This is a genomic window from Pseudonocardia hierapolitana (assembly GCF_007994075.1).
GTDB lineage: Bacteria > Actinomycetota > Actinomycetes > Mycobacteriales > Pseudonocardiaceae > Pseudonocardia > Pseudonocardia hierapolitana.
The window spans coordinates 3,963,112-3,976,845 of record NZ_VIWU01000001.1; the positions used below are offsets into that span (position 1 = coordinate 3,963,112).

19 protein-coding genes are annotated in these 13,734 nt (G+C 72.0%); 12 read left to right on the forward strand and 7 right to left on the reverse strand.

Annotated features, from left to right (window positions below):
* Nucleotides 1-224: 224 nt before the first annotated feature.
* Nucleotides 225-719 carry a deaminase gene (locus FHX44_RS18960; protein WP_212612549.1) on the reverse strand — a complete coding sequence of 165 codons (495 nt, stop codon included), beginning with the start codon at nt 717-719 and terminating at the stop codon, nt 225-227.
* 43 nt (nt 720-762) lie between these two features.
* Between FHX44_RS18960 and FHX44_RS18965 the strand changes: the two genes are divergently transcribed.
* The 3 genes from FHX44_RS18965 to FHX44_RS18975 are packed head-to-tail and all read left to right on the forward strand — an operon-like array spanning nt 763 to nt 2,316.
* Nucleotides 763-948, forward strand: coding sequence for a hypothetical protein (locus tag FHX44_RS18965; RefSeq protein ID WP_147257009.1), 186 nt, complete (start codon nt 763-765; stop codon nt 946-948).
* Between the two features lies 1 nt (nt 949).
* A complete protein-coding gene (locus FHX44_RS18970; protein ID WP_147257010.1) occupies nt 950-1,516 on the forward strand; it encodes a DUF6886 family protein in 567 nt (188 codons plus the stop codon).
* A 29-nt stretch (nt 1,517-1,545) separates the two neighbouring features.
* Nucleotides 1,546-2,316, forward strand: coding sequence for an alpha/beta fold hydrolase (locus tag FHX44_RS18975; RefSeq protein ID WP_212612550.1), 771 nt, complete (start codon nt 1,546-1,548; stop codon nt 2,314-2,316).
* Here the strand turns inward: FHX44_RS18975 and FHX44_RS18980 are convergent.
* Genes FHX44_RS18980 through FHX44_RS18995 form a run of 4 tightly spaced genes read right to left on the reverse strand, consistent with a single transcriptional unit; the run spans nt 2,310 to nt 4,411 of the window.
* Nucleotides 2,310-2,624 (reverse strand): NIPSNAP family protein, encoded by a 315-nt coding sequence (locus FHX44_RS18980; protein ID WP_147257012.1) that lies wholly within the window; start codon nt 2,622-2,624, stop codon nt 2,310-2,312. The genes FHX44_RS18975 and FHX44_RS18980 overlap by 7 nt on opposite strands.
* Before the next feature lie 32 nt (nt 2,625-2,656).
* Complete coding sequence (locus tag FHX44_RS42210; protein ID WP_170308961.1) at nt 2,657-3,025, reverse strand: nuclear transport factor 2 family protein; 369 nt, start codon at nt 3,023-3,025, stop codon at nt 2,657-2,659.
* Nucleotides 3,022-3,828 (reverse strand): endonuclease/exonuclease/phosphatase family protein, encoded by an 807-nt coding sequence (locus tag FHX44_RS18990; RefSeq protein ID WP_147257014.1) that lies wholly within the window; start codon nt 3,826-3,828, stop codon nt 3,022-3,024. The genes FHX44_RS42210 and FHX44_RS18990 overlap by 4 nt, the downstream gene beginning before the upstream one ends.
* 1 nt (nt 3,829) lies before the next feature.
* Entirely contained in the window at nt 3,830-4,411 is a 582-nt protein-coding gene (locus FHX44_RS18995; protein WP_147257015.1) for a DinB family protein, read from the reverse strand.
* 50 nt (nt 4,412-4,461) lie between these two features.
* Between FHX44_RS18995 and FHX44_RS19000 the strand changes: the two genes are divergently transcribed.
* The 3 genes from FHX44_RS19000 to FHX44_RS19010 all read left to right on the forward strand — a co-directional run bounded on the left by FHX44_RS19000 (nt 4,462) and on the right by FHX44_RS19010 (nt 6,445).
* On the forward strand, nt 4,462-4,752 hold the full coding sequence (locus tag FHX44_RS19000; protein ID WP_147257016.1) for a Uma2 family endonuclease: 291 nt from the start codon (nt 4,462-4,464) through the stop codon (nt 4,750-4,752).
* A gap of 100 nt (nt 4,753-4,852) precedes the next feature.
* Nucleotides 4,853-5,194 carry an iron chaperone gene (locus FHX44_RS19005; RefSeq protein ID WP_147257017.1) on the forward strand — a complete coding sequence of 114 codons (342 nt, stop codon included), beginning with the start codon at nt 4,853-4,855 and terminating at the stop codon, nt 5,192-5,194.
* A gap of 261 nt (nt 5,195-5,455) precedes the next feature.
* Nucleotides 5,456-6,445, forward strand: a complete 990-nt coding sequence (locus FHX44_RS19010) for a prenyltransferase/squalene oxidase repeat-containing protein (RefSeq protein WP_212612551.1) — start codon at nt 5,456-5,458, stop codon at nt 6,443-6,445.
* Here FHX44_RS19010 and FHX44_RS19015 read toward each other — a convergent pair.
* Nucleotides 6,366-6,698, reverse strand: coding sequence for a GYD domain-containing protein (locus tag FHX44_RS19015; protein WP_170308962.1), 333 nt, complete (start codon nt 6,696-6,698; stop codon nt 6,366-6,368). The two genes, FHX44_RS19010 and FHX44_RS19015, sit on opposite strands and share 80 nt — an antisense overlap.
* Nucleotides 6,699-6,771: 73 nt before the next feature.
* Nucleotides 6,772-7,557, reverse strand: a complete 786-nt coding sequence (locus tag FHX44_RS19020; RefSeq protein WP_147257019.1) for an SDR family NAD(P)-dependent oxidoreductase — start codon at nt 7,555-7,557, stop codon at nt 6,772-6,774.
* A gap of 231 nt (nt 7,558-7,788) precedes the next feature.
* Between FHX44_RS19020 and ectA the strand changes: the two genes are divergently transcribed.
* The 6 genes from ectA to FHX44_RS19050 all read left to right on the forward strand — a co-directional run bounded on the left by ectA (nt 7,789) and on the right by FHX44_RS19050 (nt 13,722).
* Entirely contained in the window at nt 7,789-8,313 is a 525-nt protein-coding gene (gene ectA / locus FHX44_RS19025; protein ID WP_147257020.1) for a diaminobutyrate acetyltransferase, read from the forward strand.
* Nucleotides 8,314-8,351: 38 nt separating this feature from the next.
* Nucleotides 8,352-9,620, forward strand: coding sequence for a diaminobutyrate--2-oxoglutarate transaminase (gene ectB / locus FHX44_RS19030; RefSeq protein WP_147257021.1), 1,269 nt, complete (start codon nt 8,352-8,354; stop codon nt 9,618-9,620).
* Nucleotides 9,617-10,027 (forward strand): ectoine synthase, encoded by a 411-nt coding sequence (locus FHX44_RS19035; RefSeq protein WP_147257022.1) that lies wholly within the window; start codon nt 9,617-9,619, stop codon nt 10,025-10,027. The genes ectB and FHX44_RS19035 overlap by 4 nt, the downstream gene beginning before the upstream one ends.
* 76 nt (nt 10,028-10,103) lie before the next feature.
* Entirely contained in the window at nt 10,104-11,744 is a 1,641-nt protein-coding gene (locus FHX44_RS19040) for an AMP-binding protein (protein WP_147257023.1), read from the forward strand.
* Nucleotides 11,741-12,967, forward strand: coding sequence for an acyl-CoA dehydrogenase family protein (locus FHX44_RS19045; protein ID WP_147257024.1), 1,227 nt, complete (start codon nt 11,741-11,743; stop codon nt 12,965-12,967). The genes FHX44_RS19040 and FHX44_RS19045 overlap by 4 nt, the downstream gene beginning before the upstream one ends.
* A gap of 8 nt (nt 12,968-12,975) precedes the next feature.
* Nucleotides 12,976-13,722 (forward strand): enoyl-CoA hydratase/isomerase family protein, encoded by a 747-nt coding sequence (locus tag FHX44_RS19050; protein ID WP_147257025.1) that lies wholly within the window; start codon nt 12,976-12,978, stop codon nt 13,720-13,722.
* Nucleotides 13,723-13,734 lie beyond the last annotated feature (12 nt).

Consider the following 13,734-nt stretch of genomic DNA (forward strand, 5'->3'; position numbering starts at 1 on the left):
GCGGCCCTGGCCGGAACCGGCGGATGCCTGTTCGGTGTCCGTGCGGCCGACGCGCTGAACCGCAGGCTCGGGCGCGATGCTCCGTCGGGCGACGCATCACCCGGGAGGACGGACGAGGAACCCGGCACCGACTGAGGCCGGGTCAGGGGGCTGAGCGCGGCCGTGCCGACGGCGTGGACAGGAGCCGGGGGTTCCGCTTGCCGTCACCCCGCCCATGCCGGATGTCAGGCCAGCGTCGCCGCCCAGCGGCGCATCCCGGAGTCGGCGGCACCTTCGCAGTAGCGGCGGAACTGCTCGCGGACCTCCTCGCGCCGGATCCCACCGGTGATCGCCGGTGCTGCGTACTCCGGCAGGTCAGCACTGAGAGGCCGCCGTTCCGCCGCGACTGCCGACGCACCGTCTCCCGGTGACTCCAACCCGAAGTAGATCTGCGAGACGCCCATGGCCATGGCGGCGCCGAGGCACATCACGCACGGCTCCAGGTTGACGGCGAGCGTGAGCGGCGCCGGCCGGCGCCTCCAACCGAGTGCACGGTCGGCCTCGGTCATCGCGAGCAGGTCGGCGTGGACCAGGCGGCGGCCCTGGGTCTTCTCCTGGGTGAAGGCCCGGCCGACGACGTCGTCGCCCATCACCACCACCGCGCCGATCGGTAGCTCGCCGGCGGCCAGGCCGTCCTCCGCCACCTGGATGGCGGCCACGAGCATCTCGTCGGGGCTCACGCGCTGCGACGCTACCGGCCCGGCCCGTGGCAGGATCGGCCGCGTGACCGTCGCTGTCGAGGACACCGTGATGGCGGAGCCGCGGCCCTGCACGCGCTGCTCCCGGGTCTCGCTCCTCTGGGTGGTCGGCCGGTGCGCCGACTGCGTCGCGGAGATGGGGCTGCAGGACGACCGCGCCGAGTACGAGGCGTGGAAGGCCGACGTCCAGGCCGAGTACGGCAGAAAGTAGCGTGCGCCCCGGTGACGGCGAGGTCCTCCACTTCTCGGAGGACCCCACGATCACCGAGTTCGTCCCGCACGTCGCCGCCACCGCGCGCGTGCCGGGGGCGTACGTGTGGGCCGTCGACGCGCCGCGGGCGCCCGCGTACTGGTTCCCGCGCCAGTGCCCCCGGGTGCTCGCCTGGCCCACCGCGAGCTCGACGGCCGCCGACGCGGCACGCATCATCGGCCCGTCCGCGGCGCCACGCCTGCACGCCGTCGAGTACGCGTGGCTGGAGCGGATGCGCACGGTGCGGCTCTACGCCTACCGGCTCCCGGCCGCGCCGTTCCGCCCGTTCGAGGAGCCGGAGCCGGCGCGCCGGAACGGGGAGCCGGAGCCGTCCGCGCACGTCGCGGAGGTGCGAGTGCGGCCGCTCGGGCCGCCGGAGCGGGTCGGTGACCTCTTCGCGCTCCACGAGGAGGCCGGCATCGAGCTGCGCGTGCTCCCGCGGCTGTGGCCGCTCTGGGAAGCGATCGTGGCGAGCAGCCTCGGGTTCAGCGGGATCCGGTTGCCGAACGCGCAGCCACCGGACCGATGAATCCGCCGACGTCGAGCCGTCATACGGGTATGGGATCGATGATCGGCACCTGGTACGCCGTGCACGGCTCCGGCGAGCCCCTCGTGTACCTGCACGGCGGCTTCAGCGATGCGCGCGAGCTGGACCGCGCCCTCGAGGTCTACACCGCGCACTTCCGCGTCTTCACGCCGGAGCGGCGCGGCCACGGCCGCACGCCGGATGTCGACGGCCCGTACAGCCTCCCCGGGTTCGCCGCGGACACCGTGGCCTTCCTGGAGGAGGTGGTCGGCGGCCCGGCAGACCTCGTCGGTTACAGCGCCGGCGCCACCACCGCGCTGCACGTGGCGCTGGAGCGCCCGGACCTGGTCCGCCGCCTCGTGCTGATCAGTGGGCAGTTCCACGTGGAAGGGCTGCAGGCAGGCCTCCTCGATTCGCCGGACGCCGTTGCCGAGATTGTGGCCTCGCCGCTCGCCACCGCTTACGGCGAGCTCTCGCCCGACGGCATCGAGCACTTCCCGGTGGTCGTCGCGAAGGTGGTCGAGCTGGCGCGGACCGGCCCGACGCTGGCCTTCGAGCAGCTCGCGGAGGTGGCAGCGCGCACGCTCGTGGTGTCCGGCGACGACGACATCGTGCACCTGGAGCACACGCTGCAGCTCTACCGCGGCATCCCGAACTCCGAGCTGGCGGTGGTGCCGGGCAGCTCGCACCTGCTCGTCGAGGAGAAACCCGAGCTCGTCACCCGGCTGGTGATCGACTTCCTGACAATTGACCCCGTGCCGACCATCGCGCCGATCCGGCGCGCCCCGCGGCCCGGTCAGTGAGCCGAGGGCAGAAGCGGCCGCAGGAACGTGCGCTCGTAGCGGCGCACGCATCCGGACTCGTCGCGGATCCGATCGGCATCGACGAACTCGGGATCCACGCCGAAACGACTGCGATACCGCTCGTAGTCGGCGAGGCTGGGGAAGCTGAACAAGGCGTAGGCGATGTCGCTCGCACCCTCGGCAGGCAGGAAGTAGCCGTGGTGGACACCGCCGTGGCGCTCGACGAGCCGCATCCATCGCTCGGCGAACGCCTCGAACGCCTCGATGCGGCCCGGGTCGATCTCGTAGCGGACATGACAGGTGATCACCTCCTGGCCTACCCCGGGAGGCGACGGAACACTCAGACCGAGCGCGGGCCGGCGTGACCGGCGAGGCAGAGCCAGCCCTGGCCGGAGCGGACCCAGGTCTGGGTCATCGGCATGCGGAACTCCGCCGGGCCGTCGGCCTCGACGCGATCGACCGCGGTACAGCGCAGCACGGCCGTGCCGCCGACGACGACCACCTGGACGTCCTCGAGAGTCTGGCCGTACCAGCGCAGCTCGCCGCCCGTGTTGCGCCGGACGTACGTCTCGCGGTCGAAGGTCTCTCCGCGGTGCGAGGTCCAGGCGAACCCCGGGTGCAGGAGGGCCCGGAGGGCGTCGGTGTCGCCGCGGGCGAGGGCGTCGGCGCGGGCCGCGGCTGCGGCGAGCACCTCGTCCTCCGGCCTCACAGGGTGCCCTGTGTCCCCGGCGGCCGCTCGGGCACGACGAGGTCCGCGACGACGCCGTAGTGGTCGCTCGCCTGTACGCCGTCGACGGGCTCGACGAGCGCCCGCTCGCAGGAGACCACCTGCAGGGTCGGGCCCTGCGGGCGGCCGCGCACCAGCACGTAGTCGATCCGCCGGCCACGGACGAGGTGGAACCCGCCCGCCTGGACCAGCGGGTTCTCCGGTGTGAAGGTGTGGCCGGGCTCGTCGCCGTGCACCGTCTCCCATGCGTCGTGGTAGCAGACGCTCATGGCGTCCAGGGACTGCCGGCCGGTCCAGAACCGCATGCTCGCGGAGTCGGGGCGGGCGTCGAAGTCGCCGAGCAGCACCACGTGCCGGTCCGGGTCGGGGGCCACCGTCTCGACGAGCCGCGCCGCGGCGACGGCCTGCAGCTCCCGCTCCCGTTCGCCGTCGAGCCGGTAGAGCGGCTTGTGGTGCACGACGAGGAACGGTTCCGGCGCGCGCACCTCGGCGACAACCGTGCCGGACCACGGGAGGTCACGGGCGCGCGGGGTGACGCGGCCGTCGATCTCGTGCACCTCCCCGATCGGCCAGCGGCTGGCGAGCGCGGCCCCGTCGCCGCCCTCGCCGCGGCGGGAGTGCCACACCTCGTGCCAGCCCGGTCCCAGCAGGTCGGGGACGTCCACGACCTCCTGGAGGGCGATGACGTCGGGGGCGAGGGCGCGGATCCCGGCCACGAGCGCCCGGCGGCGCCGGTCCCAGCCGTGGTAGGCGGGCGCGAGGACGTTCAGGGTGAGGACGCGCATCTCAGCCACCGGCCAGCCGCTCGAGCCGATCCCGGTAGGCGGCCCACCAGGCCGCGTCGCCGTCGGCCATGTTGTCGCCCGGCCGTCGCATGCCGGCCGTGCCGTCGACCAGCTCCCGCACGATGTCGGCGTGCCCGGCGTGGCGGTGGGTCTCGGCGATCATGTGCACGAGGACGCGGTGCAGGGTGACGCGGGGTTCGCCCCACCAGGGCACGTGCCCGGCCGCGTCCAGGGGGAGCTCCTCGATCGTGGCGTCCGACAGCGCGCACGACCGGCGGTAGAGGTCGACGATGTACTCGCGCGACTCGTCGGCCGTCGCGTACATGTCCGCGTTGGGTTCTGCGTCCGCGCCGAACCACGGTCCGGGCACCTCGAAGGGGCGGTCGAACACCTCGCCGAAGTACCCGAGCTCCATGGCGGCGAGGTGCTTGACCAGCCCGAGCAGGTTGGTGCCGGTGGGGGTCAGCGGCCTGCGGACGTCGCGCTCGCCGAGCCCGTCGAGCTTCGACAGCAACGCGTCGCGGCCGGCCTGCAGGTAGCGGTGGAGATCGGCCTTCGCGACCACGTCCGCCCGTTGATCCATCCGGGCACGGTAGCCGCGTGCCACACTGACGGCCGACGGGAGGAGGCGCCATGACGATCCAGCCCGTCGCCCCGCTGCACCTGCTGACCGTGGCCGAGTACCTCGTGATCGTGGAGGTGCTGTCTCCCGGGTCGAAGCGCACGGACCACGTCCTCAAGCGCAGCGAATACGCCGACGCCGGCATCCCGCACTACTGGATCATCGACATCGACCCGCCGGTCTCGCTGCTCGCCTGCCACCTCGCCGGAGAGTTCGGGTACGCCGACGACGGAGCCGTTACCGGCGCCTTCACGACCGCGGAGCCGTTCCCCGTTGAGATCGACCTCGACGCGCTGCTCTGACCTACGGCGCCTGGTCGTGCTCACCACGCGTCCCCCCGGGCTCGTGACTGATTTCCGGCCGACCCTCCCGAGGAAGTCGGGACAGCGTGAAGATGGCGGGGTGGACGCTGCGGTTCAGGCTTACGTCGATGGCATCGACCCCGGGTTCCGCCCGCTGTTCGACCGCGTGCACCGGCTGATCCGCGAGCAGCATCCCGACGCCGCCGTCGTCCTCTCCTACAAGATGCCGACGTACGTGGTGGGCACGCGCCGGCTCCACGTCGGTGTGTGGCGGCACGGCGTGTCGCTCTACGGCTGGGGCCAGGAGGCCGTCGCCGCCTTCACCGCCCGGCACCCGGAGCTCCGGACCAGCAAGGGGACGATCCAGCTGCGGCCGGCGGACGCTGCCGCCGTCTCCGACGACGAGCTCCGCAGTCTGATCCACGCCGCGTTGGGGGACTGAGCGGGCTCAGGAGCGCGGTGAGGTAGCGCATCGCAGGGCCCCGGAAGAACCCGCTGATGTCGGCGGCCGACGCCGCGGTGCCGGAGAGGCACAGATCGTCGAGGACGCTGCGACTCCCTACCGGGGCCGTGCTGGGTCCGGTCGGTGCGCAGCTCGCCGGGCTCGGCGGGGGCCGTCGTGCTCGTGGTCGGGGTTCTGGTCACCGTGCTGGTCGTGCCACGGACGGGTCCCGGGTGCCTCCGTGTGTGCTCTGATGCGCAGGTGCCTCCAGCACCGGGCGCCGTCGCCGCGCGGCTGGCCATCGACGCCGACCCGGCCGTCCGCGTGCTCGCCCGCCGCGACCTGCTCGGCGAGCCCGCCCCGGACGGCGACGTACTGCTGAGCCCGATCGTGCGCGGGCTGCTGGCCGGTCTCGAGGACACGCGCGTGCCGGCACGCCCGTACGCCAAGTGGACCGGGGCGCACTGGCGGCTCGTCTCGCTCGTGGAGCTGGGGATCCCGGCCGGGTACGAGCCGGCCGTGCGGGCGGCGGAGACCGTGCTCGACTGCTGGGCCGCGCCGGATCGGCTCGCCGGTGTCCTGGTGGTGGACGGCCTGCGCCGCATGCACGCGTCGCAGGAGGGGAACGCGGTGGCGGTCGCCTGCCGGCTCGGCATGGCGGCCGACGAGCGGGTGGCGCGGCTGGTCGAGCACCTCGTCGGCGGGCAGTGGCCGGACGGCGGCTGGAACTGCGACCGCCGCCCCGCGGCCCACCGGTCGTCGGTGCACGAGACGCTGCCCGCGCTGTGGGGCCTGTCCGAGTACGCGACGGCGACGGGTGACGCGCGGAGCCGGCGCGCCGCCACGGCGGCGGCCGAGGTCCTGCTGGCGCGCCACGTCGTCTTCGCGGCCGGCACCGACCGGCCGTTGCACCGGTCGGTGGTCGACCTGCACTACCCGCCGTACTGGCACTACGACGTGCTGCAGGCGCTCGTCGTGCTCGACCGGGCCGGTTGCCGGGACGACCCGCGTACCGACCGGGCCCGGCGGGTGGTGGCCGGCAAGCAGCGCGAGGACGGTGGCTGGCGCGCCGTGCGGCCGTGGTGGCGGCGGCCGGGCTCGGCGGGTCTGGTGGAGGCCGTCGACTGGGGCGACGTGGCGCACCAGATGGTGACGCTGAACGCGCTGCGCGTCACTGCCCCGGCGGCCGGTAGGACTCCCGTGCGCTCGCGGCCTTCTCCAGCACCGCCGGCAGGTCGTCCGGCGAGATGAGCTCGCGCGTCTCCATGTGCGAGAACGCCCCGCTGCTGTTCACGGCGATGGCGACGGCGGCAGCGGCGTTCCGGTCCGGGACGTCGAAGACGACGAACCCGTCGCGTTCACCGAACATGAAGTACATCGACTCCAGAGATCCGCCGACGGCGGACGCGAGATCCCGGACCGCGGCCGTGCGGTCCCCCGGCTTCATCAGCATCTGGTTCCACGTCTCCGGCTTGTAGCTGAAGAACGCTGCGAACTTGGTCATGGCGACCCTCCTCCGCGCCGATGAGCCGGTCAGTTCACCACCGCTCCTCGTGTCTGTCGAGCGGCCGAACGGCTCAGGTCTCATGCGCTTCCGGGTCTCGGGCGAGCACCGAACGGCCGCCGTCCACCGGCACCGTGGCGCCGGTGACGTACGAGGCGTCGTCGGACAGCAGGTGCGCGATCACCGACGCCACCTCCGCCGCCGCCCCGACCCGGCCGAGCGGGTGGATCCTCCGCATCTCCTCCTCGACGTGCGCGGCGCCGGAGTGACCGAGATCGTCGAGGTACGCCTCGTACCGCTCGGTGGCGATCGAGCCGAGCGCCACGGCGTTCACCCGCACGCCGCGCGGCCCGTACTCGACGGCGAGCGCGCGCGTGAGGCCCTCGATCGCCGCCTTCGCGGTGACGTAGGGGGTGCAGCCCGGCACGGCGCGCTGGGCCTGGTGGGAGGAGACGTTGACGATCGCGCCGCCGGTGCCCGCCGCGAGGAACCGGCGCACCGCGGTGGTGGCGCCGACGACGGCCGGGGCGAGGTTGGTGTGGACGAGGTCGAGTACCTCGCGCGCCGGTGCGGTGTGCACCGACGCGTCGCGGAAGACGGCGGCGTTGTTGACCCAGCCCGTGAGCGGCGCGGCGTGCTCGGCGCGATCGGCGGCCGCCTCGGTGACGGCCTCGTCGGCGGCGCTGCCCGCTACGCCGGCGGCGCGGGGATGGGCGGCGAGCCAGTCGAGGGCGCCCGCATCGAGCTCGATCGCGACCACGTGCGCACCGTCGCGCAGAAGCCGTTCGACGACCGCCCTGCCGACGCCGCGACCGCCTCCGGTGACGACGACGGACCGGGGCGCGCTGGTGGGTGGCACGGGGTCAGCCTAGCGGGGTGTGATCGTCGTTGCGATTTCGTGATCTGCACCTGAAACAGTGTCGTCAACCCCGCGTTCGAGGCGGCGAAATCGCCCTCTGACCTGGCGGAACAGTACCGTCCCCAATAGCGTTGATCGCCAAACGCTATTGTGATAGCGCTCACATACTTTACCGATGCGGACCATGCCGAGATCGGCGGCCCAGTTTCCCGCCTGTTAAGTTCCTGGGACATGGCCGCACCTGTTGGATCCCCCGACCGCACACGTCCAAACATCGGGGAACAGCTGACGATCGGTCACCCGGAGGTCGCCGACGGGGTCGCGTGCTGGCGCCTGGCGGAGGCCACCGGGGTTCTCGATCTGAACTCCCGATACGCCTACCTGTTGTGGTGTCGTGATTTCGCCGCCACGTCGGTGGTGGCGCGCCACGACGGGAACGTGGTCGGGTTCGTCACCGGGTTCCGTCGGCCGGAGGAGCCGTCCGCGCTGGTCGTCTGGCAGGTCGGCGTGGACGCCGCGGTGCGCGGTCAAGGCGTGGCCGCGGCGATGCTCGACGCGCTGTTCGACCGCGTGCCCGGGGTGGATCACCTCGAGGCCACCGTCACCCCCGACAACACCGGGTCGATCGCCCTCTTCAGCCGATTCGCCGAGCGGCGTGCCGCTCCGGTGCGGCACAGCGAGCTGTTCGGCGCAGAACTGCTCGGCGACGGCCACGCACCAGAGATCTTGTTTCGGATCGGACCGGTCCACCGCTGACCTGACGATCACTTCGACCGTTTCGCAGGGAGAGGCCCGTGGAAACGACCGTCTTCGACGACCTGGAGTCCGAGGTCCGCAGTTACTGCCGCAGCTGGCCGGTGGTATTCGACACCGCCAAGGGGTCGCGGATCACCGACATCGACGGCAAAAACTATCTGGATTTCTTCGCCGGCGCCGGCGCGCTCAACTACGGGCACAACCCGCCGGAGCTCAAAGCACCGCTCATGGAGTACCTCGCGCGGGACGGCATCACCCACGGCCTCGACATGTACACCGTGGCCAAGGGTGAGTTCCTGCGGACGTTCGAGGACGTCGTGCTGAAACCGCGGGGGCTCGACTACAAGGTCCAGTTCCCCGGGCCGACCGGCGCCAACACCGTCGAGTCGGCCCTCAAGCTGGCGCGCAAGATCACCGGTCGCGAGTCGATGATCAACTTTACGAACGGGTTCCACGGCATGACGCTGGGTGCCCTGTCCGTCACCGGGAACTCGATGAAACGCGGTGGGGCCGGTGTCCCGCTCGTACACGCCACCCCGATGCCGTTCGACAACTACTTCGACGGCACGGTCCCGGACTTCCTGTGGTTCGAGAAGCTGCTCGGCGACGCGGGCAGCGGCCTGAACGAGCCCGCAGGCGTCATCGTCGAGACGGTGCAGGGCGAGGGCGGCATCAACCCGGCCCGCGTCGAGTGGCTGCAGGCGCTGGAGGACCTGTGCCGGCGCAACGGCTTGATCCTGATCGTGGACGACGTGCAGATGGGCGTCGGCCGCACCGGCCCGTTCTTCTCGTTCGAGGCCGCAGGCATCAAACCCGACATCGTCTGCCTGTCGAAGTCGATCAGCGGCTACGGCCTCCCGATGGCCCTCACGCTCATCAAGCCCGAGCTCGACCAGTGGGGGCCCGGCGAGCACAACGGCACGTTCCGCGGGCACAACCCCGCGTTCGTGACCGCCACCGCCGCGCTGCGCGAGTTCTGGACCGACGACACCCTCGAACGCTCCACCATCGCCAAGGGGGAGCGGGTGGCCGAGGCCCTCGCCGCGCTGGCGGCGGCCTCGGAAGGTGTGGAGCTCACGCCGAAGGGGCGCGGCCTCGCCCGCGGCCTGTCCTTCTCCCAGCCCGAGCTCGCCGCCAAGGCGTGCGCCGCGGCGTTCGAACGGGGGCTGATCATCGAGACCGCAGGCCCCACCGACGAGGTCATGAAACTCATGCCCCCGCTCACGATCACCGACGCCGAGCTGGAGGAGGGACTGGCCGTCGTCAGCGAGTCCGTCCGCGCCGTGACCGAAGGGATGTCCGCGTGATCGTCCGGACGATCGAGGAGATCACCGACACCGAGCGCGACGTCAAGACCGAGCACTGGCGGAGCAAGCGCATCGTGCTGGCCGGCGACGGCGTCGGGTTCTCGCTGCACGAGACCGTGCTCGAGGCCGGTTCGGTCAACGACTTCTGGTACGCCAACCACATCGAGGCGGTCTGGATCATCGAGGGCGAGGGCGAGCTCCTCGACAAGGACAACGACGTGACCTACCAGCTCGGGCCGGGCTCGGTCTACGTCCTGAACGGCCACGAGCACCACCAGCTGCGCCCGCGGACGCAGATGCGCACGGTGTGCGTGTTCAACCCGCCGGTGACCGGTCGCGAGGTGCACGACGAGAACGGCGTGTACCCGCTGATCGTCGAGCCCGCACCGGCGGCGGAGGCCTCCTGAGGGAGGTCGCCGCGCCGGTCGCGAACGGCTGCCGCCACGCAGGGCGGCAGCCGTTCGCCCGGTCGAGGGAGGTGTCATGAACCAGGAGTGGCTGGAGGGCCTCGTGCTCGGCGACGTGCTCAGGTCGCGGGCCGAGACCCACGGGGACGCGGCGTTCCTGAAGTTCCGCGACGGCGAGCTGTCCTTCGCCGAGGTGGACGTCGCCGCCGACAGGTACGCGAACGGGTTCGCCGCCGAGGGCGTGGGTCGCGGCCACCACGTGGCGGTGATGCTGCCGAACTGCCCCGAGTTCGTGCCGGTGATCGTCGCGCTCGCGCGGCTCGGCGCGGTCGCGGTGCCGGTGAACACGGCGTACCGCGGGGAGCTGCTGCGGCACGTGCTGGACAGCGCCGACGTCTCGACGCTGCTGATCGACGCCGAGTTCACCGATCGGCTCCCGGAGGTGCTGCCGGTGGTCCCCCGGCCGATCCGGGTGATCGTCCGCGGGCAGGAGCCCTCGCTCGCCGTGCTCGGTGACGGCACGATCCCGATGTCGCGCCTGCTCGCGCACGGCGCCGACCCGGTGCAGGGCGGCGCGCGGTTCTCCGACCTGCAGGCGATCATGTACACGTCCGGCACCACGGGCCGTTCCAAGGGCGCGATGGTGCCGCACGCGTTGGCCATGGCCTGCGCGTACGACTCGCTGGACTTCCTCGACAGGTGGGGGAAGACGACGTACTGCCCGTTGCCGCTCTTCCACGCAGCCGGGCTGTGGGACGGCGTGTTCTCGTCGCTGCTGTCGGGCAGCCCGATCGGCATCGTGGAGCGGTTCAGCGCCTCGCGGTTCTGGGACGACGTGCGGTACTTCGACGCCCAGGTCACGATGAGCGTGTTCGCGATGATCCCGATCCTGCTGAGCGCGCCGGCCGGGCCCCGGGACCACGACCACCCCCTCGAGACGTTCTACATGGGCAAGTCCGCGCTCGACGCGCCGCTGCTCGAACGCTTCGGGGTCCGCTCGGCCGAGACCTACACCAGCACCGAGGTCGGCATCGCCACCGGCAGCCCGTACGGGCAGTGGCGCCTCGGCTCGATGGGACAGGCCCACGCGGAACGCTTCGAGGTCGCGGTCGTCGACGAGGACGACCGCGAGGTCCCGGCAGGCGAGCCGGGCGAGCTCGTGGTGCGGCCCAAGCAGCCGTTCGTGATCACCACCGGCTACTACGGCATGCCAGAGGCCACGGCGCGGGCGTTCCGCAACATGTGGTTCCACACCGGCGACCGGGCGTGGCGCGACGACGACGGCTACTTCTACTTCCTCGACCGGATCGCCGACGCCATCCGCAGGCGCGGCGAGAACATCTCGGCGTTCGACATCGAGTGCGAGGTCAACCTGCACCCGGAAATCGTCGAGTCCGCGGCGTTCGGCGTGCCGTCCGAGCTGGGCGAGGAGGACGTCAAGCTGGCGGTGGTGCGCGCGCCGGGGAGCGACCTGTCGGCGCCCGGGCTGGCCGCGTACTGCGCAGCCAAGCTGCCGTCGTTCATGGTGCCGCGCTACATCGAGTTCGTCGGCGAGCTGCCGCGCACCCCGACCGACAAGGTGGCCAAGCACGAGCTGCGCGCCAGGGGTGACCAGGGCATCACGCCGGGTACGTGGGACCGGGAGCAGGCCGCGCCGAGCACGCGGGCGAGCCAGGCATCCGCGGCCGCGGAGGCGACCCCGGGAAGGACGGCATGAACTGGGAGGACACCCCTGAGCAGGCGGCGTTCCGCGAGGAGGTGCGCGCGTTCGTCCGCGACCGGTTCCCGGCCACGTACACGCCGGACCCGGACGCCGAGCAGAGCCTCGAGCCGGAGGACGTCTGGGGCTACAACTGGGCGGTCGACCGCAACAGCCCGGATGCGGCGCGCCGGGAGGGCGCCCGCGCGTGGGCGGCCGCGCTCGCGGAACGCGGCTGGATCACGCCGCACTGGCCGGTGGAGTACGGCGGCGCCGGCCTGTCGGCGATGGAGGAGTTCATCCTCCAGGAGGAGATGATGCGGGCGCGGGTGCCGACGGTGAACGGCATCGGCGCCTTCCTGCTCGGTCCCACCCTGCTCGCCCACGGCACCGAGGCGCAGCGCGCCGAGCACCTGCCGCCGATCGCCCGCGGTGAGCGCACGTGGGCGCAGGGCTTCTCCGAGCCCGGCGCGGGCTCCGACCTGGCCGGCCTTCGCACGAGGGCGGTGCGCGACGGCGACCACTACGTGGTGGACGGGCAGAAGGTCTGGACCTCGCTCGGCCACCACGCCGACTGGCTGTTCGTGCTGGTCCGCACCGATCCGGACGCGGCGCCGAAGCACCGCGGGATCACATTCCTGCTCGTCGACGTCGACACGCCCGGCGTCACGGTCCGCCCGATCCGCGACATCCGCGGCGACGCGCCGTTCTCGGAGATCTTCTTCGAGGGTGCCCGCGTGCCCGTCGCCAACCGGGTCGGGGAGGAGAACCGGGGCTGGTACGTGGCGATGGACGCGCTCAGCTTCGAACGGGCCGGGATCGGGGCCACGATCAAGTACGAGCAGGCGATCGCCCGCCTCGTCGAGCACATCGGCACGCCCGAGGGGCGGGAGCACCTGCGGGAGGGCTGGGAGCGCGGCGCCCGGCAGGAGATCGCGCGGCGCTACGTCGAGATGCGGGTGCTGTACAACATCGCCCGCTACAGCGTGACCAACCCGGTGCCGGGCTACGAGGCCTCGGTCAACCAGCTCTTCAGCGCCGAGCTGCACCAGCGGCTCGCCCGCACCGGCGCCCACGTGTTCGGCCGGCACGGATTGCTGTGGCAGCGCCGGGACGCCCCGCTGGGCGCCGCCTTCACCCACATGCGCATGGACTCCGTGGCCGCCACCTTCCTCGGCGGCGCGTCGGAGATCCAGCGCAACGTCATCGCCACGCGGGGCCTCGGCCTGCCCCGTTCCTAGGAGGACACATGACCGAAGGACTGGACGTCGCGGTCAAGGACCGCGTCTGCTGGATCACCCTCGACCGGCCGAAGAAGCTCAACTCCCTGACCCCGGAGATGATGCACGGCCTGCGGAAGGTCTTCACCGACATCGACGACGACCCCGAGGTCTGCGTCGCGGTGCTGCAAGGGGCGGGCGAGAAGGGGTTCTGCGCCGGCATGGACCTGGACTGGTCGGAGTCGCTCACCAAGGCCGACCGGATCGAGCAGGGCCGGCTCGGCGAGAAGACGTTCTCGATGATGGAGCGGCTCTCGATCCCGGTGTTCGCCGCGGTGCGCGGCTACGCCGTCGGCGGCGGGCTGGAGCTGGCACTGGGTGCGGACTTCATCGTCTGCGCGGACAACGCGAAGATGGGACTGGTGGAGATCACCCTCTCCGCCCGGCCGCCGCACCAGCCGAAGTTCATGGACGGCAAGGAGGACCCGGACCAGCCCGAGGTGGGCGGCAGTGCGCCCGGCTGGGGCGGGCTCAAGCGGCTGCCGGCCCGGGTCGGGATGGCGCGGGCCAAGGAGATGCTCTTCACGGGCGTGCAGCTCGACGCGCAGCGCGCGCTGCAGATCGGCCTGGTCAACGACGTGTTCCCGGCCGACGAGTTCGACGAGAAGGTGGCCGCGCTCGCCGAGCGGATCGCGGCGATGAACCGCTACAACCTCCGCCTGGTCAAGGAGCTGGTGACGGCCGGCTACGACTGGATCGAGCCGCACCCCAGCTGAGGAGTCACGAGA